Genomic DNA, 20214 nt, shown 5'->3' with positions numbered 1-20214 from the left:
GCGTTCGAGGTGAGGTAGCTGTCGGGCACGAAGGTGACGCCCTCGAAGCCGAGGTTGGCCTCCGTCTTGTTGCCCGCGTGCAGCTCGGGGAACTCGCCGGTCAGGTTCCACTGGTCGGTCGCGACGAGCTGCGTGCCCGACTGGGTCGGGTCGAACCGGAGGATCGAGTTGAGCGGGATCGTGTTGACCGCGTTGTTGCGCTCGGTGGTGACGTAGAGCGCGCCGTCCGGCCCGATCGTCAGGCCCTCGGAGTCGGGCTGGTTGGTGGCGGTGTCGGTGCTGCCGGGGAAGAAGATCTGCTTGCCCGCGCCCCAGCCGTTGCTGGTGTCCGCGACCCACAGGCCGCCCTGCTTCACCATCCGGAAGACCCAGCTCTTGTTCTTGACGCTGTAGAGCACGTTCGCGTTCGTCGGGTCGAAGACCAGGCCGCTGACGTCGCGGCCCTCGGGGCCGGTGGTCGTCTTCCACGCGCACTGCGCGTCGGAGACCGTGACGTCGGCGCTTCCGGGCCACGTGGAGGGCGTGAGCGCGCCGGCCGGCAGGGTGCCGGTGCCCGACGGGGCCTCGGGCTCGCAGTTCAGGGTGGGGCCGCCGGGGTTGCCGCCGCCGGTGGTCGGGTCGGTGAGGATGTTCTGGCAGGCGGCGGCGTTGGAGGCGCCGAAGCTCTTGTCCTTGACCGAGACGAACGCGCCGGAGCCGTCGGGGCAGCGCGCGATCGCCCCGGCGCCGAAGTTGTTCGTCTCGTCGGTTCCGGCCTGTCCCGCGGTGTAGGTCACGGAGTCGACGAGGGTGCCCGCGGTGCCGTTGGCGCCGTCCGGGAGGTAGAGCTTCACGCCGTCGCCGCCGCTGCCGAGCCCTTTGGTGGACGCGAAGTACACGTAGCCGTGGGCCGGGACGGCGGTGGTGGCGGTTCCGTCGGCAAGCTTCGCCGAGAACGTCGTGGCCGCGGTCGCGGCGCCGCTGTCGATCTGGAGCCAGCCCGCGATGCTCACGTCGGCCGAGCCGCTGTTGAACAGCTCGATCGCGTCGCCGACCGGGGTGGCGGTGTTGTCGGAGGAGACCTCGTTGATGTGGATGTTCGCCCAGCTCGGAGTCGGCGTGGTGTCCGCCGGAGCGAAGCGGCTCGTGCCGGGCGAACCCATGTCGCCCGTGGTCGACTTCCACGACGCCTCCGCGTCGCCGACAGCGGAGAGCTGCCACTGCGACGCGTCGTTGGCGCCGAGCGCGGCCTCCGTCTTCGGGGTGCCCGAGACGCCCTGCGTGCGCGGGCCCTTGACTGTTCCGGTGCCCTGGTCGTTGTACGTCAGGCGGTCGACCAGGTTGGCGACCGGGTCGGGCCCGTCGAAGATGTTGATCTCGTCCGCGCGGCCGAGGTTGGTGGTGTTGCCCGCGAGGATCTTCACGTCGGCGCCGAGGCCCCACTCGCTGCGGAACGTGGCGTCGGCCGACTCGGTGACGATCGCGGACTGCCCGACGGCGAGCGTGCCGAGGCTGTCCAGCGGCACCGTGCCCGGGGTCTCGCTGTCGTCGTCGAACGACCAGCCCGCCAGGCTGACCGGCGCCGAGCCCAGGTTGGTGATCTCGAAGAACTCGCCGGAGGACGCGACCGGGTTGTACATCCACTCGGTGATGCGCACCGAGGGTGCGTCCGCGGCGTTGGCCGCGGTGGGCAGCGCGACCGCGAGGGCGCCCGCGACGGCGGTGAGAGCCAGCGCGCCGACGGCGCGGGACATGTGAAGTCTCATAAGAACGGAAACTAGTGACGCGCGCGGTACGCCGAGCGAAGCGCACGTGAACAGCAGGCGAACGAGCGGGCCGGAACACGACGGGCCGCAACATGGCGGGCCGGAACACGACGGGCCGGACGCGACGTCGCGCGTCCGGCCCGCCATCGGCCGCCTGCTCACATGTCGACGGTCTCGTGGATCTCGATCCGCCCGCCGGAGGACAGATGCGGATGCCCGACGAGCAGGCCCTCCACTGCGGCGGGGGATCCCGCCTGCACGACCGTGTAGCCGTTGACTCCGCTCGCGGGCAGGTCGGCCCCTTCGGACGTCGAGGGACCGAAGGCGTTGCCCGGGTCGAGGATGGCATCGCCGGCCGTGCCGAACCAGTCCATCCATGCCTTCGTCAGCTTTTCGCCCTCTTCGGGGCTCTGGGGTGCCGCACCGCCCTGGTACAGCAGAACGTATTTCGTCATCGTCGTACTCCTCGTCTCGTGCCGCCGGTCGGCAGCTGTTCACCGATACGACGTGATGGTGGGGCAGAAATCGACAGCCCTAGCCGTCGCGTGAGGAATCCGGTTCTATGGGGTGCAGACCGACCGAGAGGACACTCATGCCCGACAGCCCCGTCGTCGCCTTCGACCTGCTCACCACCCAGCTGCTCGACGACCCCGACCTCGACGTCTCGGTCACGGTCACCGGCCTCCACGTGCGCGGCGAGCTCTTCGCGTACCTCGACGACGGCGCCCTCATGGTCGACCTGCCGCGGTCGCGCGCCGCCGACCTCGTCGCCCGCGATGTCGCCTCCACCGTCGTCGCCGGCCGCGCCGAGCCGAAGGGTTCGTGGGTCGCGATCGCCGACGCGGAGGATTGGCCCGAACTCGCCTCGGAGGCCCACCAGTTCGTGGGCGAGCCCGCCGTCGGTATGGACTCCTGAGCTGTTCTCCCGCTTTCGCCGAGGGGCACGTAAACGCCCCTAAAACGCGTTCTTAGGGACATTTACGTGCCCTTCGATCGTCGCTCAGCGCAGGAAGTCGGCGATCCGCTCCGGCCAGGTGTCGGCGTCGACCGCGTGCTCGGCGACGAAGAGCCGTGACTCGGGCAGCAGCTCGTGGAGGCGCTCGGCCGTCGAGAGCGGATGACCGGGATCGCCGGCCCACGGCAGCAGCAGCACCGGCATCCGCAGCGCCGCGATAGCCTCCGGCGCCGGGAGGTCGGAACGGGCGGCTCCGCGCAGCACGGTCGGCGCCGTCTCGGGCCGCAGCTCGAACCGAGGGGTGAGCTCGCGCTCGGCCATCACCGGCGGCAGCGTCAGGGGAGTGGCGGCCATCAGCTCCTCCAGACCCTCCCAGCCCCGCGTCTCGATGATGTCTGCCATCTGGAGGTAGATCGCGGCCTGCGCCGGGCGGGTGTCCCAGGCTGTCGGCGGGAGCCCCAGCACAAGCCGCCGGAACCGCTCGGGATGCCCCGCCGCCGCGGTCAGGATCGTGCCGGTCCCCATCGAGATGCCGATGGCGTCCACCGGTTCATCCGCTCCGATCTGGTCGAGGAGGGCGATCAGGTCGTCGGCGAGCGCCGTCCAGAGGTAGCGCCCGGGGTCGTCGGAGCCCGGCGACCGGCCGTGCCCCGCGGCGTCGTAGCGGACCAGCCGGTGACCGCCCGCCGCCAGCGAACGGGCATCGAGAAGCTCGAGCTCCGCGTCGCGGCTCGAGGTCAGCCCATGCGCCTGTACCACGAGAGGACCGTCACCCGAGGTGTCGTACGCGAGCGTGGCACCGGGCCGGGTCAGAAGGAGGTCATCCATGTCGCGTCATGCTAGCCCCGCAACGCCGCCGCGGAGGACGGCATCGCCGCGCCGCCCACCCGCGGCCACAATGGAGCCATGCAGCAGCGGATCAGCCGGCTGACGACGGCGGACGGCACCGAGCTGGCGTTCGCGACCGTCGGCGACGGGCGCCCGCTGCTCTCTGTCTCTGGCTGGGTGAGCCACCTGCAGTTGAGCTGGGAGGTGCCCGAGGAGCGCGCCTTCTTCGAGAGCCTGGCGCAGGGCTGCCTGCTGGTCCGATACGACCGGGCCGGGTGCGGGCTGTCGGCGCCGTCGGCCCGGCCTCCCTCGCTCGAATTCGAACCGGAACAGCTGGAGGCCGTGGCCGACACCCTCGGGCCGGAGCCGTTCGACCTGATGGGCACCTCGATGGGCGCGCCGATCGCCGCGGCGTGGGCGGCGGCCCACCCGGAACGCGTCCGCCGCCTGGTGCTCTACGGCGGCTGGAGGTCGGGGTCGGCGCTCTCGCCGCCCGCTGTCCGCGACCACATCCTCGGCCTGGTCGAGTCGCACTGGGGTCTCGGCTCGGACGTGCTGACCGACATCTTCGCCCCCGACGCGCACCCCACGACGCGCGAGCTCTTCGGCCGCTACCAGCGTGCCTCCTCCGACGCCGCGAACGCCCGCGCGCTGCTCGCACTGAGCTACGCGCTCGACGTCGGCGACCTCCTCGACGCCGTGAGGGCGCCGACGCTCGTCGTGCATCGCGAGCACGATCGCGCCGCACCGCTCGCGCAGGCGGAGGCGCTCGCCGCAGGCATCCCCGAAGCAAGCCTGGTGGTGCTGCCCGGTCGTTCGCACCTGCCGTACGTCGGCGACGCGCACCAGCTCGTCGCCACGATCCGGAGGTTCCTCGGCCTGCGGGCCTCCCGACGGGGTGCGGGCACGCTGACCGCGCGGCAGGACGAGGTCGCGGCGCTGATCGCCGACGGCCGCACGAACCGTGAGATCGCCGACCGCCTCGGCATCGACGAGCGCTCGGCCGAAGGACACGTGGAGCGCATCCGACTGCGGCTCGGGTTCCGCTCCCGCGCCCAGGTCGCCGCCTGGTACGCGGCCCAGCGCGGCCGGCCGTCGCGACCGGCCGACGCCGGCGAAGTGAGGTAGTTCCCCGCCTGTGCCGCTGACCGGCGGCGGCGAGGCTGAGGGGATGACTCAGCCCGTCTCCACCTCGACCGACCCCGCCGCTCCCGCCTTCGAGCAGCATCCCGCCCGCGGCCGCTTCAACGCCGCGTTCTTCCGGATCATGGACGGCTACATCGAGCACTCCCTCCGCCCGCACAAGCAGCGCGTGTTCGCCGACCTGCCGCCCGAGGTCGTGGAACTGGGATCGGGGGTCGGCGCGAACCTCCACCACCTCCGGCCGGGCACCACGCTCGTCGCGATCGAGCCCAACCGCTACATGCACGCCCGGCTGCGCGCGGCCGCGGCTCGCCGCGGCGTGCACCTGCAGCTGCGCGAGCGCATGGCCGAGAGCACAGGCCTCCCCACCGGCAGCGTCGACGCGGTCATCTCGTCGCTCGTGCTGTGCACGGTGGGCGACCCGGACGGCGTGCTCACCGAGGTGCGCCGCATCCTCCGCCCGGGAGGTTCCTTCCGCTTCGTCGAACACGTCTGCGCCCCCGCCGGCACGGCGACCCGCTTCGCCCAGCGCGTGCTCCGCCGCCCCTGGACGTGGACCTTCGAAGGCTGCTCGTGCGAGCGCGACCTGGAGGGCGCCGTGCGGCGGGCCGGATTCGCCCGCGTCGAGGCCGAGCAGTACCGGCTGCACACTCCGTTCATCCCGTTCAACACGCAGGTGGCGGGGGTGGCGTGGGTGTGAAGGGCGCTCCTACGCCACCCGCGCCCGCCGCCGCAGCGTGACGCCGGAGGTGATCGCCAGCACGACGATCCCGATCGACTCGATGATGACGGTCTCGGGAACGAGGGTGAAGGTCCAGACCTCGGTGATGCCGAACAGGCCGACGGTGAGGGCGAGCAGCAGCGCCGCCAGGCTCGCGATGAGGAAGAGCAGCGAGAGGATCGTGGCGAGACGCAGCCAGGTGCCGCGGAGCACCAGCATCCCGACCGCCAACACGATTCCTGCGATGCCGTTGAGGGCGAACATGGTGCCGAGGAGGCCGCCGACGCCGTCGAAGATGAGGAACAGGTGGATGCCGCCGACGGCGGCGAGGATGATCGCACTGAGTATGCGCAGGAGCCACAGGGGACCCTGTCGGTTTTCGGTCATGGTGCTACCCGCTTCCGGTCCGGGCCTCCCGCGTGAAGGCCTCATGGGGAACACGATCGAGCCCCAGGATAGGTTCAATCGCGCCGGGACTAGCATCGCAACCATGCCTCCCGCCTCGGACTGGACCCCCGGAACCGTTCGGGATGCCGTGGGCGGCCTCGTCGCGCTGACGCTGGCCACCTTCCTCGCCGTGACGACCGAGATGCTGCCGGTCGGGCTGCTTCCGGCCATCGGCCACGACATGGGCGTGTCCGACTCGATCGCCGGGCTGCTCGTCACGGTCTACGCGTTCATGGTGGCCGTGCTCGCCGTCCCGCTGACGCTCTCGACCACACGGTTCTCGCGCAAGGGACTGCTGGTCGCCACCCTCGTCGCCTACACGGTGGGCAATGCCGTCGTCGCCGTCGCGCCGACCTTCGCCGTGCTGGCGGCCGGCCGGGCCTTCGGCGGCATCGCGCACGCCCTCTTCTTCTCGGTCAGCATCGGCTACGCCTCGCGGCTGGTGCGCACGGAGTTCACGGGCCGCGCGCTGGCGCTGGTGACGGCGGGCGCCTCGGCGGGATTCGTGCTGGGCGTGCCGCTGGCGACCTCCCTCGGCACCGCTTTCGGCTGGCGTGCCGCGTTCGGCCTCCTCGCCGGGGTGTGTGCGCTCGCCGTGGTGATCGTCGGCGTGCTGCTGCCGCCGGTGCCGGGAGGCGGCACCGCGCACCGCGGGGAGGGCGTCGGCGCGCGCCGCACCCGGCTCGGCATCGTGTCGACCGCCAACGCCGTGGTCTACCTCGGGCAGTTCACCGTGTACACGTTCGTGTCGGTGCTGCTGCTGGCGACGGGCCTCCCGCCGGCGGCCGTCGGTCCGGTGCTGCTCGGGATGGGCGCGGTCGGCCTGGTGGGCACGTGGTTCGCCGCGTCGACCCTCGATCGCCGTCCGCGCGCGACCGTGCTGATCCTGCTCTCCGCCGTGACGGTCGGCCTGATCGGGGTCGGTGTGACCTTCCCGGCGCTCGCGGGCATTCTGGTCGCGGCGGTGTTGTGGGGTGCGGGCTTCGGGGGCGTGGCATCCGTGTTCCAGACGGCGGCGATCCGCACGCGCGGCGCGACTCCGGAGGTGATCGGCGCGCTCATCAACTCCACGGCGAACATCGGCATCGGCGCCGGCGCGGCGGTCGGCGCAGCCGTGCTCGCCGGGCCGGGCCTCGGCTGGCTGCCTTTCGCCGGTGCGGCGCTCGTTTTCGCCGGGCTGGTCGTCGTGCTCGTTGCGCGCCGGTCGTTCCCTTCCGAGCCCTAGTGAGCCTCGAGGGGCACGACGGCCTCACGGCCCGTATGCCGCGAGGAAGCGGTTGCGGAACGCGTCCATCTTCCATACGGGTGCGTTCGGTGCGGGCATCATCCCGGGCTGCCAGTTCCACGAGCCGATCCGATCGATCACCGTCGGGTCCTTCGCGATGATGCTGATCGGCACGTCGTGGTTCGCGCCGACTCCGCTGACGACCGTGGCCGGCTGGTGGTCGCCCAGCACCACGAGCACCAGGTTCGGGTCGTCGAAGGTCGTGAGGAATGAGAACAGCGCGCCCATCGTGTACTCGATCGACTGTCCGTAGAGCTGCTGCACGTGCTGGGGGCTCTGCCAGACCACGCTCGGCGGGAGGCCCTCGGCCGGCTGCGGGTCGTAGACCGAGCCGTCGCCGATGGCGCTCCACGGCAGCAGGTGCGGCAGCGGCGTCCACGGGGTGTGCGACGACACGAGGTCGATCTCGCCCATCAGCGGCTGATGCGGCACCCCGAGCTCGTGCTGCTGGAGGTACGACCAGGTGTACTGGTCGGGCACGCGCGCGTAGCTGAAGGTCGGGCCGTTGTAGCCGACGTTCTTCGCGTTGAGCTGCTTGCCGTAGTGGTAGAAAGAGCTCCCGACCGGCCACGGCCTGGTGTCCGACGGCACGTCGCTGAAGGTCTGCCAGCCGGCCTTGCGGAACGCGTCGCTGAGGGTGAAGCGCGTCGTGGCGGTCACCTGGTCGTACTTCTGCTGAGAGTCGACCCAGAGTCCGGTCTGCAGGGTCGAGTGCGCGAGCCAGCTGATCCCGCCGAACGTCGACGAGGTGAGGAAGGCGCTGCGCTCGGAGTACCCGTGCGCCGCGAGCCCGGCCTCCCCGCTGCGGAGGACCGCATCCACCCCCGGAGAGAACGAGGTGCCCTGCACAGCGACCTGCCCGTAGCTCTCGACGAACACCACGAGCACGTCCTTGCCCTTCAGACCGGTGAGGAGGTCGGAGCCGGGCAGCCGCGCATACGGGTCGCTCGCCGCCGAGCGGTCGAAGACGGCTTGGTCGCGGGCGGCGACCTCCACCTGGTCGACGCTGGAGGTCGCGGCCGCGACCGCGTCCGCCGCAGCGACCGGCTCACCGGCGACGAGCTGCGCGCCGACCAGCGCCAGCACCAGCCAGCTGGCCGTCAGCGCCGACGCCCCGATCAGGCTGGCGCGCCGGCGGCGGCGCAGCACGTGCGCCAGGTGCAACAGGGAGGCCGCGATCGCGACGATCGCCGCGGCGACGAGGAGGACCACGAGCGCCAGGAGGGCCGCCGCCCCGAGCGTCCCGGCGGAGTCGCTGACGACGCCGTAGCCGTCTCCGAGCTCCGACCAGCCGGAGACGACATCGAACGGCCTACCCACGGTCGCGAGGAAGACGCGGTCGAGCGCGGCGAGGAGCGTCGTCGCCACCAGCAGCACCGCCGCGAGGATGGCGAGGGTGCGGCGCGCCCACCGCCACGGCATCAGGATCAGGGCGACCAGGGCGAGCAGGCACTCGATCGGCACACGGGCGAGCGCGAGCGGCGAGCCGGAGTCGATCAGGCCCGGCGCGACGGCGGCGACGAACACCATCACGGCGGAGAGGACCGTCAGGATGGTGGACCAGGCCCGCGATCTCGGGCGGCGGGTGCGTGTTCTGCTCACGGCGCCTCCCCGAACCGCTCGGAGAGGGCGTAGCGCAGCAGCACGACATCGCCGATCGGCAGCGCCTCCACGAGCCGCGCGCGGCGGTCGCTGGTCCAGGGGAAGTCCGCGGCGCCGACGAAGCGCGGGGCCGCGGGGTCTCCGACGAAGAACGGCGCGATCGCGACCTGCAGCTCGTCGACCAGATCGTCCGCGAGGAACTCGGTGAGCGTCGTGCCTCCGCCCTCCACCATCAGCCGCTGCACGCCGCGCCCGCCGAGGTCGGCGAGGAGGTCGGCCATCCGCAACTCGTCGCCGAGCGCGACCACGGTCGCCAACCCGCCGAGACGGCGGCGCAGCTCCGCCGCCGCATCGCGCGGACAGTACACGAGCTTCGTGGTGTCGCCCAGCGTGAAGAACCGGGCAGCGGGGTCGAGGTCGCCCGACAGCGTGACGGTCGCCTTCCACGGTGTGCGCGACCTCCCGGAGGCCTCCCTGCGGTCCTGCCGCTCGACACTGCGGACCAGGAGCCGCGGGTCGTCGCGCCGAACCGTCCGGGCGCCCACCAGGATCACGTCGTTCTGGGCGCGCACCTCGTCCACCCGGTCGAAGTCGGCGGCGTTCGACAGCGCGAGCTTGGGCGGCCGAGCGGTGTCGAGGTAACCGTCGAGGGAGACGCAGCAGCTGAGGGTGACGTACGGCAGGTCGCTCATACGGCGAGTCTCCTCCGCTTGCGCGGCGAGGTCGACGCGTCGATCGGCGGTCACGAGGCCGGCGTTCATCGGCTCCGGCCCCTCGCGACGAGCGGCGCGAGCCACGCGACGAGCGCTCCTGGAGCGACCGCGATGAGCGCGAGCACCCCGTACAGCGTCGCAGACGAGACGCCCGCCGCCGCACCGAACCCGGCGACGGCGAACGCCCAGCCGGCGGCGCCCTCGCGCGGGCCCCAGCCTCCGACGTTGACGGGGATGGAGGCTGCGAGCAGCACGACCACCGCGAGCGCGAGCAGGCGGCCGGGCGGCACGGCCGCTCCGACCGCGGATGCCGCGACGGCGAACATCGCGAGATGGCAGCCGCAGACGACGAGGGAGGCAACGACGGCCTGCACGCCGACGCGCGCCGAGCCGAGCCCCGCGCGCAGCTCGCCGGCCTCCCGGCGCAGCGCCCGCCGCACCCGGCGACTGCCGAGTGTCGCGGCGGTGACGGCCACCGCGATCACGGCCAGCCCGATCCCGAGTGCGGGGAGCAGCACGCTCTCGAACTCCATGCCCACGACCGCCAGCACGGCGATCGAGAGGATCACCTGCACGCCCTGGCCGAGCACGCGCTCGATCGTCACGGCGCGCGCGGCAGCGCCGAGGCCGGCGGCTCCGGCCCGCTGGGAGGCGCGGCCGTGGTCGACCGCGCGCTGCACGTCCCCCACCACGCCGCCCGGGAGCACCGTGTTGACGAACTGCGACCGGTAGTACATGCCGACGGCCGTCCACCAGCGCAGGGATGCGCCGAGCCGACGGGCGATGATCGTCCAGCGCCACGCGGCCGCCGCGGTCGCCGCCGCGAACAGGGCGAGGGAGGCTGCGACCGCCGGTGCGTTCACGCTCGCGAGGCCGTGCACGAAGGGCTCGCCCCCGACGCGCACGACGATCGCCACGAGCACCGCGGCGCCCAGGATCGTCCGAACAAAGAGGCGGAACCCGCTCGACGAAACCAGCCGACGAACCCGTGTCGTCCTCCGAGCACCGGGCCCCTCCGGCGCGTGGAGTGCCTGCGGCGGCGCCGCCACCCGGAGGCTCATCGCGGCCATGCCAGCAGATCGAGGTGGTAGACCGTCGCGGCGAGCTCGCCGCGGGCCTGCTGCGCCCACCGGAGCTCGCGATAGCCGCGGCTCTCGCGGAGCAGACCCGGGTCGTGTTCGACGGCGGCGTCGGTCCATCCGTCGAACCACTCGCCGAGCAGCAGGCGGTCGCCCGCGTCCAGCTGCCACGTCGTGAGCGCCTTGCGGACGTTCCAGCCGGCCACGCGGAACAGCCCGCCGACCAGCGTGGGCCCGAAGCGGCCCAGAAGGCGGCGCCCGGCGACCTCCCGTCGTTGATGCGCGTTGAACGCCCGGGCGAACCGGATGTCGCGCGGGTCCCACGGCGTCAGTGCGACGTCGCCGGTGACGCTGAGGGACAGGAAGACGGGCGCGGCCGCCGCCACGCACGCGTCGACGATCGCGTGGGCTTCGGCAGCCGTCAGCACGTCGAGCAGCGCGGAGGCCGTCACCAACGAAGTCCCGCGCAGCGCGGAGGCGTCGAGCCGGTCGAGTTCGCCGATGCGCGAGCGGATCCCGACCGGCCGCCCCGCACGGTCGCGCGGAGGTCGCCCCTCCGACGCGCGCGCCGTGAGGCTCGCGTTCCAGTCGTGCAGCACCCAGGTCTGGGGCCCCGGGAGGCGCGGAGCGAGCCAGCGCATCATCGAGCCCGTGCCGCTGCCGAGGTCGTGCACGATGAGCGGGCCGGCGCCCAGCAGCCCGGGCAGCGCAGACGCCAGCGTCGACGACCGGGCGCGGGCGTCCTGCGCCTCGCGCAGCGCGAGCCAGTCGACGCTGACCTCGAGCAGCTCGCTCATGACGGCACGGCCTCCGTGCGGCCGGTGCTCGCTCGGCCGCCGTCTGTTCGTGCGGCATCCGCGCGCGCGGTCTCCGTGGGTCCCTCGTCCGCGAGTGCTGCGTCGAGGGCCGCGGCCACGATCGACGTCGTCGTCCCCCACGACCGGCCGGCGCCGCGTGCCGCGAGCGCGGCGGCCTTGAGCGCCCGCCGCCGCTCGGGGTCCGCCCACCACTGCTGCAGCACGACGTGCAGCGCCCACACGTCGTCGGGCGGCACGAGCACCGCGGCCTGCGGCACGGCGATCGCCTCGGGGAGGCCGCCGACCGCGGTCGCGAGCACGGGGATTCCGTGCGCGAGAGCGTCCGCGACCGCCATGCCGTAGCTCTCGGTGCGGGAGGGCAGCACCATGAGGTCCGCGGCCGCGTAAGCAGCCTCCAGTGGGTGCCCGTTGAGCACGCCCGCGAACCGGACCCGGTCGGTCAGCCCGACGGCGTCGAGCTGTGTCCGCAGTGCATCGACGAAGTCCGGGTCGACGCTCAGTGAGCCGACGATGGTGCACGTCCAGTCGTCGCGATCGGCGAACCCGATCAGCGCGCGGACGAGCAGGTCGTGCCCCTTGTGCGGCGCGACCGCCGCGACGCAGAGCAGCCGGCCTCCCGAAGCGGAAGCGTCCGTCGCGGGACCCGCGTCGGTTCCGGGGTGCGCGACGACGATGCGGTGAGCGTCGGCGGAGTCCTGCTCCAGCAGTTCCGAGCGGGTCCAGGCGCTGGTCGCGATGATGCGGTGCGCGGCTCGGAGGGCCGCGATCTGATCGTCGGTCAGCTGACCGTCGACCATGTGCACGAGCACGACGAGGCGCAGACGCAGCGCGTGCGCGATCAGAGCCTGCGGCTCGTGCGCCGCGAGCAGTCCGTCGACGAGCGCGAGCGCGCCCTCGGGCAGCTGCGCCAGCGCGCGCCCGGTCCAGCCGGCGCCGCGGCCGGTGACGAGCACCATCCGCACCTCCCAGCCGTCGGCGCGGAGGCCGTCGCGTACGCGCTGGTCGTAGAGGTTGCCGCCGCTGACGCGTTCGGGGTCGTCGATCGCGTCGGGAACGACGAAGAAGACCCGCCGGTCGCCGTTCACAACGACCTCGAGTAGCTGGCCCAGGCGATGTGCGATTCGTGCAGCGTGACCGCGATGGAGGTCAGCCCGGTGGCGCGCCCGAGCTCACCGTCCGCCGCACGCTCCGCCAGCCGGTCGGCGATCACCCGGCAGAGCACTTCGGTCGTCGTGTTCGTCCCCGCGAACTCCGGTTCGTCGTCGAGGTTGCGGTAGGTCAGCGCGCCGGTGATCTCGGCGAGTGCTGCCGTCGCCCGGCCGATGTCGACGACGACCCCGTCGGCGTCGAGCTCGTCGGCGCCGAAGCTGGCGTCGACGACGAACGTCGCTCCGTGGAGGCGCTGGGCCGGTCCGAAGACCTCCCCGGTGAAGCTGTGCGCCACCATCAGGTGATCGCGCACGGTGACGGTGTACGGCATCAGGCGTTCCTCCAGTCGATCGTGTGGCAGAGCTCGTCGCCGGGGCCCGCAGCGAGCCGCGCGAGCACGGCGGGCAGGTCACGCCAGGCGGACTCCCCGGTCAGCAGGGCGTCGAACGCGTCGTCGTGCAGCAGGCCGAGAGCCAGCGCGAGCCGGTCGGTCGTGCTGCGGCGGTCGCGACGCGCGGGCGGCACCGCCCCGACTTGGCTGGAGCGGATGGTCAGCCGACGCGAGTGGAAGTCCTCGCCCAGCGGCAGGCTCACCACGCGGTCGCCGAACCAGCTCGCCTCGATGACTTCGCCCTCGGTCACGACCGTCTCGAGCGCGAGCCGCAGCCCGGCCTCCGACCCGCTCGTGTCGACGACGAGGTCGCGGTCGCGGGGTGCGCGCTCCGGCTCGCTGAAGCGCACGCCGAGGTCGTCGGCGAAGCGCTGTCGTGACGGGTCGATGTCGACCAGCGTCACATCGGCGCCGGGGATGCCGCGCGCCAGCCGGGCGACGCAGCAGCCGATCATGCCGGCGCCGACGATGGTGATGCGGTCGCCGACGAGCGGAGCCGCATCCCACAGGATGTTCACCGCGGTCTCGACCGCACCCGCGAGCACCGCGCGGCGCGCAGGCACCCCCTCCGGCACCGGCACGACCGCGGAGGCCGGGACGACGAACGCCGACTGGTGCGGGAACAGCGTGAACACCGTTCGGCCGGTGAGCTCGGCGGGGCCCTGCTCGACGACTCCGACGTTCAGATACCCGTACTCGACCGGGCCGGGAAAGTCGCCCTCCTGGAACGGCGCACGCATCCGCTCGCTCTGGCTCTCGGGCACGCGGCCGGAGAACACGGTCGACTCGGTGCCCCGGCTCACGCCGGTGAACAGGGTGCGGACGAGAACCTCGTCGGCGCCCGGGTCGCGGAGCGGCTGGCGTCGCAGGGCGCCGACCCCCGGTTCCTCGACCCAGAATGCGGTGGCTTCGAGCACGTCATCACCCCTCTCTGAACCATCCGTCCACGTGCAGCGTGTTAAGACAAGGCCGTCCGGCACAAGGGTTGACAGTGCGGCGGCGTTCATAGACGAGACACGAGGCGCACGTGAAAAGGGTTCAACTCGCGGCGATCGGCTGGGCCGGGGCGGGCGCGATGGTGGTGCTGCTCGCCGGAGGGCTCGAGCTGGTGTGGTGGATGACGCCCCTACCGCCCTCCGGGTGGTTCGCCGTCGTGGCCTATCTAGCGGTGTCGAACGCGCTCGTCGTCCGCGGCCTCCAGCGCCGCCGATCGGAGCGGTTCGGGCCGGCGAACATGGTGACGTCGATGCGCTCGGCGCTGGTGGGGGTGATCACCGGGCTCGTCGTCGCGTCGTTCACCGACCCGATCCCGGTCGCGTTGCTGGTCGGTCTCGTGGTGCCGGCGCTCGCCCTCGACGCGGTGGACGGCTGGGTCGCCCGGCGCACCGGGTCGACGAGCGAGCTGGGCGCGCGGTTCGACATGGAGGTGGATGCGTTCCTCCTGCTGGTGCTGAGCGTGTACGTCGCGCCGTCGCTCGGGGTCTGGGTGCTCGCGATCGGGGGGCTGCGCTACGCGTTCGTCGTGGCCGGCTGGGCGCTGCCGTGGATGAGGGCGACGCTCCCGTTCCGGTACTGGCGCAAGGTCGTGACCGCGTACGCGGGCATCGCGCTGGCGGTCGCGGCGAGCGGCCTCCTGCCCGGTGCCGACAGCCTGCTCGTCGGGGTGGCGCTCGCCCTGCTGCTGGAGTCGTTCACGCGCGACACCGTCTGGCTCGTGCGGCACCGGCGTCGCGCGCCGGCCGCACCCGCTGCGCCGGCTGCGCCCGCCGCGCCCGCCGCGGGGCACGTAAGCGCCCTCAAAACGCGCGAATAAGGGCGTTTACGTGCCCCTCGACGGTGGCCGACGGCAGGGCGAGAATACGGACATGGACAATCTGGAGACGGCTGAAGAGGCCATCCGCGACGCGCGCGCGAAACTGGCCGCCGCGGCCGGAGCGACCGCTGCGTCGCCCGACGCGTGGATCGAGCCGGTTCGGCTCGCGCTCGACGCCATCGAGAGTGCCGTCGCCGAGCTCAGCGAGCTGCGCGACCAGCCGCGCGAGAACACGGGGGAGACCGGGCCTGACGCGTCTTACATCAGGTAGCGCGTCGTATGTTCGGTGGGTCCGTTCCCGCCGCTCCCGACCGAGAGGCCGCACCACCATGCCGAACCCCATCGGACATGCACTGCGCGACTCGGCCGTGCGCGACTCGACGGCACCTACGAGAACCCGTAGGCCGCGTCCGCGACACGCGAACGCCCTCATCCGCAACGGATGAGGGCGTCCACGAGCCTCCCGGAGTCAGGAGCTCAGCAGCTGACGCTCACTGATCGTCGTGATCCGTCGACCCGGCGGCGATCCCCGGAACGTCGTCCGGTCCGTAGATCTTCGCGTCCCCCGGGTACGGCGACGTCCAGTGGTGCGTCTGGTACCAGGTCCAGCGGTTCATGAGCTGGGGGTTGTCGTAGTCCGGGATGGCCGGGTGGCCGGCCGTGCCGGTGAAGTGCTGCTTGCCCGCCCACTTCTGCCACTGGGCGGCCGTGCCCTGCTCGGCCGGCGGAACCTCCGCGGCCTTCGCAGCTGCGGCGTCGATCGCCTTGGCAGCGTCGCCCGTCGCGCCCATGGTGTCGTACCCGCACGCGGGCGCGGTGACGACGCCTTCGGTCAGCGGCACCTGGTTGGTCACCGCGTTGTACGGGGTCAGATCGGGCTTGTTCGTGAACGCGTCGGTCATCGGCGTGGCCGCGGCGAGCTTCTGATTCATCGGCTGCGCGCCGAGGATCTGCTCGATCGTGCGCACCAGGTTGATCTGCGAGTAGAACGTGCTCACCGTCTTGCCGTGGGCCGCGTACGGGCTGATCACCTGGATCGGGGCGCGGTGGCCGTCGACGTGATCCGCGCCGTCCTGGGTGTCGTCCTCCGCCACGAACATGGCCGAATCCTTCCAGTACCGCGAGTGCGAGATCTCGTCCACGATCTTGCCGACGGCGAGGTCGTTGTCGGCGACCTGCGCCTCCGGATCGGCTGTGCCTCCCGTGTGGTCGCTCGAGAGCCAGACCATGTTGAGGTTCGACGGACCGTTCTTCTCGAAGTCCTGCTTCCAGGTCTCGTACCGGTAGATGTCCGGGACGGCGAGGTCGAACGGCGCGGCGTTCGGGTCGGTGATCGCGTTCAGCGACGGGATGGCCGAACTCGCGTGCAGCTGGATCGACGGGTCGAACAGGGTCGACGGATCGCCTCCCGCCATCACGCCCTTCGCCGTGCAGTAGTACTGCTGCCAGCTCGCCCCGGCCGGCTTGCCCTCGCCGTACTCGAACTCACCGAAGTTCTTCGCGGTCTTGCCCGCGGACTGCGCGGAGGTCCACAGGAAGCCCGAGCGCTGGTGGCCCAGCACGTCCTCCTCCGTGTCGTACGAGCGGGTGTACTCGCCAGCGCTGGTCTCCGTGTACGCCGGGTTGTCGCCCTGCATCAGCCAGTTGTGGCCCTCGGCGGAGTTCGTCCCGATGTCGTACGTGTTGTCGTACAGGCCGAACTGGCTGGCGAGCGCGTGCTGGTTCGGCGTGACCTTCGCGCCGAACTGCGTCAGCGTCGGGTCGCCGTTGCCCTGCTTCATGTCGCCATAGAGCTGGTCGTAGCTGCGGTTCTCCTTGACCAGCAGGAAGACGTGTTTGATCGGGGACGGGTCGCCGATCCGCTTCGGGATGGCGGTGACGGGCTGATCCTGACCCTGGCTGTCCTGGTTCTCGCCCTGGTCGCCCTGGCTCTGCTGAAGCGGGCTTCCGGTCCAGCCGTTCTGGGTGAACACGGTCGGTGTGTACTTCTGGATCTGCTTGTCGCTCGGCAGCGCGAACTTGGTGAGGGAGGCCGTGGTCGCGTGCGTGCCGTGACCCGTCGCCGGGGTGGTGCCCTGGCCCTTGTTGAACGTCAGCAGGGGGCCGCGGGCGTCGATGCCGCGGGTGTTCGTGACGACGATGCTGCCCTTCACCGCGGTGACGTTCTCCGGGAAGTAGTCCGTCGGAAGGAGGCCGATGAAGCTCGCCGGGTCGCGGGGGTCTTTACGGTCGATCCGGTAGACCGCGATGGCGTTGGCGCGGCCGAGCGACACGAGCAGGTGGTCGCCCTGCTGAGTGATCGCTGTCGGCTCGTAGCCGGTCTTCGAGGAGGCCCACGGTTGGGTCGCGAAGGTCTGGACGACGGTGCCGGTGCGGGTCTCGACGACCGAGACCGTGTCGCTGTTCGTGTTGGCCACGTACAGCGTCGTGCCGTCCAGATGCATGGCGGTGGGGTGCAACTGCACGGGGATCGTCGAGACGGCGGTCGCCGGGTTCGCGGTGTCGATGACGCTGAGCGTGCCGGAGGTGGTGGTGCCCAGGTTCGTGTCGGCCGGCACGGCTGTGCCGTATGAGCCCATCGTGGTGTCGCCGGCGACGGCCTCGCGGCCTCCCTCGTTCGACACGTAGAGGTGCGAGCCGACGAACGTCAGCTGACGCGGCGCGATGCCGACGGCGAATGTGCGCGTGATCGTGCCGGCGATCGGGTCGATGGCGACGACCGTGTTCTGGCCGTTCACCGCGGCGTAGAGGGTGGATCCGTCGGGCGAGAACGTCATCCCGGCGGTCAGTGCCTCCTGCCCGCCCGCAGAATTCGGGATGGTGATCGGGGTGCCGGCGCCGAGCGACCCGTCCGGGTTGAACGGGTAGCGGACGATCCCGGTCGCGACCGGTTCGAACAGGAATTTGCCATCGGGGGAGAAGACGGGGCCCTCCTGACCGACGGTGCCGTCGGTGATCTTGAGGTACTTCATGGCGCCGTAGCCGGCGTTGGACGCTGCAGTCGCGAACGACGTCGCCGCGAGCGTGCCGGCCGCGGCGACCGGCTTGTACGAGTCGAGGTCGAAGACCTGCAGGTCGACCGAGCGGTCGGTGCTCGTGCCGACGAGATAACGGCCGTCGGGGCTCACGGTGGACCCCATCAGCTTTCCGAAGGGCGTCATCAAGCGGGTGCCGACGGGCTGAATGAGCTGGTTGTCGGAGACCTGCTCGCCGTTCGGGTAGTCCTGGCCGACCTGATGATTGCCGAACGCGATGGTCGAGGCGGTGGCGATCCCGCCGCCGAGGAGGGCGAGCGCGCAGGTGGTCGCGGTCACCGCGATGACGCGCTGCCGTGTGGAGAGTGTGAAGAGGCGACGCCGGCCGGACGTCGTGCGTCCTGGCTTCTGGGGTCGGGGGGTGTTGCCGTGCATCTGCCGAGACCTTTCCCGAGATGATGTGGTGAGAAGGCAGACCGGTGGCACGTTGCGAGGGCGTCCCGACCGGTTGAGCGACCTCATAGGGAGGCCACAGCCACGACACTGGTGTGACCCCCGGGAGGGGGTCAACCAAACGGTTCATGAATCACGGGTTACGGCCGCCGCGCGCGGACGGCGTGCCGACGGCCCGCATCCCTGGTGGGAGGCGGGAAGCCAAGGTGAACTCCGGACGAGGGGCCTCGGCCGGTCTGTACGGACTCTCAGGCGGGCGCGGGGGTAGGCTCGCTGCGTCCTCATCCCGACGCTTCACCCTGACGCTGGAGGTCCGATGACCGTCTTCCGTACCGTTCTCGAGTCCACCGGCGGCAACAACGTCGGCATCGTCGTCCCCGAGGAGGTCGTGCTCGGCTTCGATCGCGGCAAGCGCGTCCCCGTCGTGGTGACCATCGACGGCGGTTACACGTACAAGACGACGATCGGCGTGATGGGAGGCCGCTACCTGGTCTCGTTCAACGCCGAGACCCGCAAGAACACCGGTCGCGGCGCCGGCGACGAGATCGAGGTCGAGCTGGTCGTCGACCCCGACCGCTGAGCCACGCCTCCTGGGTCGCATTCGAGCGCCGAGACGTGAGTAATCGCGGGAATCCGAGCTCGGATTCCCGCGATTACTCACGTCTGGGTGGTCACGCGGCGGTGAGGGCTTCCTCGGCCTGGGCACTGGCCTCCGGGGAGGGCGCGGCGAGCGCTCGGCGGGAGCGGGCGAACAGCGCGGCGCCGACGGCGAAGCAGATCGCCTCGGTGACGGTCATCGACCAGATCACTCCGCCCATCCCGAACAGCGTGTCGGCCAGCAGCACGATCGGAATGAACAGCACACCCTGCGCCACCGACATGATGGTCGCGTTGCGCATCTGCTCCGTCGCCTGGAAGACCGCGATGATCAAGCCGGTGAACCCGTTGAACAGGGTCGAGACGAGCATGGCGGTGAGGATCAGCGTGCCGTCGGCGATGACCGACGGGTCGGCGCTGAACAGGGCGAAGACCTGGTCCCGGAACAGGAACACGATGGTCGAGAAGACCGCGGTGATCCCCGCGATGGCGATCGCGCTGCCGGTGATCGCCTTCTTCAGCCGGCCGTGGTCGCGTGCGCCGAAGGCGTAGGCGAACAGCGGGATCGCACCCATGAAGACCCCCATGCAGATCATCTCGGGCAGCTGCGAGATCCGCAGGGCCACGCCCATCGCGGCCAGCAGGGAGGCGCCGTAGCCGATCGCGATCCAGTTCATGACGAGTGTCGTGACGATGAGGAACGACGACATCAGCAGCTCCGAGGCGCCTACGCCGAACACGGTCGTGAGCATCTCGCGGTCGGCGCGGAAGCGGCGTGGTGCGAGCGAGATCGTCTCGCTGCGCTTGGTCAGCCACCAGACGTAGTAGCCGACGGTGACCAGGTTGGAGAGCCCGAGCGCGATGCCCGCGCCGAGGACGCCCCAGCCGAGCAGCAGGATGAAGAGCACGTCGAACAGCAGGTTGGCGATGGTGGAGGCGATCAGCCCGGTCATGGAGGCCACGGCGGCGCCCTCCGAGCGCACCAGCTGCTCGAGGGCGAAGGCGGCGACGTAGACCGGGGTGAAGGCGCACATCGCGCCGATGTAGAGGGCGGTCGGCGCGACGGAGGCTCCGGTCGCGCCGACCGCGATGGCCAGCGGAGTGGCGAAGACCAGCCCGACCACGCCGATCACCGCACCGGCGATGAGCGCGCCCCACAGGGTGAACGACGACACCTGCTTGATCCGATCGGCCGCGGCTGCGGTGTCGGTGCCCTCCTGCTCCTGCGATCCGAGCAGGCGGGACACGTAGGTGCCACCGCCCACGCCGAAGACGCCGCCGATCGCCATGAGGAGCGCGAACACCGGCAGCGAGAAGGTGAGCGCTGCGAGCAGGGGAGTGGAGTGCAGCGAGCCGACGAAGCCGGCGTTGATGATGTTGTAGACGCTGCCGACTGAGAAGCCGGCGATCATGGGCACGCCCAGGTGCACCAGCGAGCGCCAGATCGGCGCGGACGAGAGATAGTGGCGGTTCGAGGACATGACGGGGCCTCCGTTCCGT

20 protein-coding genes are annotated in these 20214 nt (G+C 71.4%); 7 read left to right on the top strand and 13 right to left on the bottom strand.

All coding sequences use genetic code 11. The annotated features are described in order from the left end of the window. Both AC0HS0_RS05390 and AC0HS0_RS05385 read right to left on the bottom strand, forming a co-directional pair. A partial coding sequence (locus AC0HS0_RS05390; protein ID WP_472962264.1) for a lamin tail domain-containing protein occupies positions 1 to 1733 on the bottom strand: 1733 nt, incomplete at its 3' end. Positions 1734 to 1903: 170 nt separating this feature from the next. Continuing rightward, positions 1904 to 2200, bottom strand: coding sequence for a hypothetical protein (locus AC0HS0_RS05385; RefSeq protein ID WP_472962262.1), 297 nt, complete (start codon positions 2198 to 2200; stop codon positions 1904 to 1906). 137 nt (positions 2201 to 2337) lie between these two features. Here AC0HS0_RS05385 and AC0HS0_RS05380 point away from each other — a divergent pair, with 137 nt between their 5' ends. Next, a complete protein-coding gene (locus AC0HS0_RS05380) occupies positions 2338 to 2661 on the top strand; it encodes a hypothetical protein (protein ID WP_472962260.1) in 324 nt (107 codons plus the stop codon). A gap of 84 nt (positions 2662 to 2745) precedes the next feature. On the opposite strand, the gene AC0HS0_RS05375 is transcribed toward AC0HS0_RS05380, so the two are convergent. Beyond that, positions 2746 to 3528 carry an alpha/beta fold hydrolase gene (locus tag AC0HS0_RS05375; RefSeq protein ID WP_472962259.1) on the bottom strand — a complete coding sequence of 261 codons (783 nt, stop codon included), beginning with the start codon at positions 3526 to 3528 and terminating at the stop codon, positions 2746 to 2748. Between the two features lie 78 nt (positions 3529 to 3606). Here AC0HS0_RS05375 and AC0HS0_RS05370 point away from each other — a divergent pair, with 78 nt between their 5' ends. Together AC0HS0_RS05370 and AC0HS0_RS05365 are read left to right on the top strand one after the other, a co-directional pair. Next, complete coding sequence (locus tag AC0HS0_RS05370; RefSeq protein ID WP_472962258.1) at positions 3607 to 4656, top strand: alpha/beta fold hydrolase; 1050 nt, start codon at positions 3607 to 3609, stop codon at positions 4654 to 4656. A gap of 43 nt (positions 4657 to 4699) precedes the next feature. After that, positions 4700 to 5371, top strand: coding sequence for a class I SAM-dependent methyltransferase (locus AC0HS0_RS05365; RefSeq protein WP_472962257.1), 672 nt, complete (start codon positions 4700 to 4702; stop codon positions 5369 to 5371). Between the two features lie 9 nt (positions 5372 to 5380). On the opposite strand, the gene AC0HS0_RS05360 is transcribed toward AC0HS0_RS05365, so the two are convergent. Then, positions 5381 to 5779 (bottom strand): hypothetical protein, encoded by a 399-nt coding sequence (locus tag AC0HS0_RS05360; RefSeq protein ID WP_472962255.1) that lies wholly within the window; start codon positions 5777 to 5779, stop codon positions 5381 to 5383. Between the two features lie 103 nt (positions 5780 to 5882). Here AC0HS0_RS05360 and AC0HS0_RS05355 point away from each other — a divergent pair, with 103 nt between their 5' ends. Then, on the top strand, positions 5883 to 7064 hold the full coding sequence (locus AC0HS0_RS05355) for an MFS transporter (RefSeq protein ID WP_472962254.1): 1182 nt from the start codon (positions 5883 to 5885) through the stop codon (positions 7062 to 7064). A 24-nt stretch (positions 7065 to 7088) separates the two neighbouring features. Here the strand turns inward: AC0HS0_RS05355 and AC0HS0_RS05350 are convergent, their stop codons facing one another. The 7 genes from AC0HS0_RS05350 to AC0HS0_RS05320 all read right to left on the bottom strand — a co-directional run bounded on the left by AC0HS0_RS05350 (position 7089) and on the right by AC0HS0_RS05320 (position 13793). Continuing rightward, positions 7089 to 8726, bottom strand: coding sequence for a CDP-alcohol phosphatidyltransferase (locus AC0HS0_RS05350; RefSeq protein ID WP_472962253.1), 1638 nt, complete (start codon positions 8724 to 8726; stop codon positions 7089 to 7091). Further along, positions 8723 to 9418: a RibD family protein gene (locus AC0HS0_RS05345; RefSeq protein WP_472962252.1), complete on the bottom strand. Its 696-nt coding sequence runs from the start codon at positions 9416 to 9418 to the stop codon at positions 8723 to 8725. Before AC0HS0_RS05345 ends, AC0HS0_RS05350 begins: the two co-directional genes overlap by 4 nt. A gap of 65 nt (positions 9419 to 9483) precedes the next feature. Next, positions 9484 to 10500 (bottom strand): lysylphosphatidylglycerol synthase domain-containing protein, encoded by a 1017-nt coding sequence (locus AC0HS0_RS05340; protein WP_472962251.1) that lies wholly within the window; start codon positions 10498 to 10500, stop codon positions 9484 to 9486. Continuing rightward, positions 10497 to 11315 (bottom strand): SAM-dependent methyltransferase, encoded by an 819-nt coding sequence (locus AC0HS0_RS05335; RefSeq protein ID WP_472962250.1) that lies wholly within the window; start codon positions 11313 to 11315, stop codon positions 10497 to 10499. The genes AC0HS0_RS05340 and AC0HS0_RS05335 overlap by 4 nt, the downstream gene beginning before the upstream one ends. Continuing rightward, positions 11312 to 12421, bottom strand: coding sequence for a glycosyltransferase family 4 protein (locus tag AC0HS0_RS05330; RefSeq protein WP_472962248.1), 1110 nt, complete (start codon positions 12419 to 12421; stop codon positions 11312 to 11314). Before AC0HS0_RS05330 ends, AC0HS0_RS05335 begins: the two co-directional genes overlap by 4 nt. Continuing rightward, positions 12418 to 12816, bottom strand: a complete 399-nt coding sequence (locus AC0HS0_RS05325; RefSeq protein WP_472962247.1) for a 6-pyruvoyl trahydropterin synthase family protein — start codon at positions 12814 to 12816, stop codon at positions 12418 to 12420. Before AC0HS0_RS05325 ends, AC0HS0_RS05330 begins: the two co-directional genes overlap by 4 nt. Further along, entirely contained in the window at positions 12816 to 13793 is a 978-nt protein-coding gene (locus AC0HS0_RS05320; RefSeq protein WP_472962246.1) for a zinc-dependent alcohol dehydrogenase, read from the bottom strand. Before AC0HS0_RS05320 ends, AC0HS0_RS05325 begins: the two co-directional genes overlap by 1 nt. Positions 13794 to 13903: 110 nt before the next feature. Between AC0HS0_RS05320 and AC0HS0_RS05315 the strand changes: the two genes are divergently transcribed. Both AC0HS0_RS05315 and AC0HS0_RS05310 read left to right on the top strand, forming a co-directional pair. Next, positions 13904 to 14689, top strand: coding sequence for a CDP-alcohol phosphatidyltransferase family protein (locus tag AC0HS0_RS05315; protein WP_472962245.1), 786 nt, complete (start codon positions 13904 to 13906; stop codon positions 14687 to 14689). 52 nt (positions 14690 to 14741) lie between these two features. Further along, on the top strand, positions 14742 to 14960 hold the full coding sequence (locus AC0HS0_RS05310; RefSeq protein WP_472962244.1) for a hypothetical protein: 219 nt from the start codon (positions 14742 to 14744) through the stop codon (positions 14958 to 14960). 220 nt (positions 14961 to 15180) lie between these two features. On the opposite strand, the gene AC0HS0_RS05305 is transcribed toward AC0HS0_RS05310, so the two are convergent. Continuing rightward, on the bottom strand, positions 15181 to 18099 hold the full coding sequence (locus tag AC0HS0_RS05305) for an alkaline phosphatase family protein (RefSeq protein ID WP_472962243.1): 2919 nt from the start codon (positions 18097 to 18099) through the stop codon (positions 15181 to 15183). A 334-nt stretch (positions 18100 to 18433) separates the two neighbouring features. On the opposite strand from AC0HS0_RS05305, the gene AC0HS0_RS05300 reads away from it, so the two are divergent. After that, entirely contained in the window at positions 18434 to 18697 is a 264-nt protein-coding gene (locus AC0HS0_RS05300) for a DUF1905 domain-containing protein (protein WP_472962242.1), read from the top strand. Positions 18698 to 18788: 91 nt separating this feature from the next. Here the strand turns inward: AC0HS0_RS05300 and AC0HS0_RS05295 are convergent, their stop codons facing one another. Next, the gene (locus tag AC0HS0_RS05295; protein WP_472962240.1) at positions 18789 to 20195 is read right to left on the bottom strand and encodes an MATE family efflux transporter; all 1407 of its coding nucleotides are present in this window, start codon (positions 20193 to 20195) and stop codon (positions 18789 to 18791) included. Positions 20196 to 20214 lie beyond the last annotated feature (19 nt).

The organism is Leifsonia sp. PARNA 1/14 (genome assembly GCF_055720965.1).
This window is presented reverse-complemented; position numbering and strand designations above follow the sequence as displayed.

Bases quoted from the DNA above. Each gene is read 5' to 3' on its own strand.
- AC0HS0_RS05360 (WP_472962255.1), bottom strand. From the start codon at position 5,779: ATGACCGAAAACCGACAGGGTCCCCTGTGGCTCCTGCGCATACTCAGT.
- AC0HS0_RS05345 (WP_472962252.1), bottom strand. From the start codon at position 9,418: ATGAGCGACCTGCCGTACGTCACCCTCAGCTGCTGCGTCTCCCTCGAC.
- AC0HS0_RS05295 (WP_472962240.1), bottom strand. From the start codon at position 20,195: ATGTCCTCGAACCGCCACTATCTCTCGTCCGCGCCGATCTGGCGCTCG.
- AC0HS0_RS05385 (WP_472962262.1), bottom strand. From the start codon at position 2,200: ATGACGAAATACGTTCTGCTGTACCAGGGCGGTGCGGCACCCCAGAGC.
- AC0HS0_RS05365 (WP_472962257.1), top strand. From the start codon at position 4,700: ATGACTCAGCCCGTCTCCACCTCGACCGACCCCGCCGCTCCCGCCTTC.
- AC0HS0_RS05370 (WP_472962258.1), top strand. From the start codon at position 3,607: ATGCAGCAGCGGATCAGCCGGCTGACGACGGCGGACGGCACCGAGCTG.
- AC0HS0_RS05310 (WP_472962244.1), top strand. From the start codon at position 14,742: ATGGACAATCTGGAGACGGCTGAAGAGGCCATCCGCGACGCGCGCGCG.
- AC0HS0_RS05355 (WP_472962254.1), top strand. From the start codon at position 5,883: ATGCCTCCCGCCTCGGACTGGACCCCCGGAACCGTTCGGGATGCCGTG.
- AC0HS0_RS05340 (WP_472962251.1), bottom strand. From the start codon at position 10,500: ATGAGCCTCCGGGTGGCGGCGCCGCCGCAGGCACTCCACGCGCCGGAG.
- AC0HS0_RS05375 (WP_472962259.1), bottom strand. From the start codon at position 3,528: ATGGATGACCTCCTTCTGACCCGGCCCGGTGCCACGCTCGCGTACGAC.
- AC0HS0_RS05335 (WP_472962250.1), bottom strand. From the start codon at position 11,315: ATGAGCGAGCTGCTCGAGGTCAGCGTCGACTGGCTCGCGCTGCGCGAG.
- AC0HS0_RS05325 (WP_472962247.1), bottom strand. From the start codon at position 12,816: ATGCCGTACACCGTCACCGTGCGCGATCACCTGATGGTGGCGCACAGC.
- AC0HS0_RS05305 (WP_472962243.1), bottom strand. From the start codon at position 18,099: ATGCACGGCAACACCCCCCGACCCCAGAAGCCAGGACGCACGACGTCC.
- AC0HS0_RS05380 (WP_472962260.1), top strand. From the start codon at position 2,338: ATGCCCGACAGCCCCGTCGTCGCCTTCGACCTGCTCACCACCCAGCTG.
- AC0HS0_RS05300 (WP_472962242.1), top strand. From the start codon at position 18,434: ATGACCGTCTTCCGTACCGTTCTCGAGTCCACCGGCGGCAACAACGTC.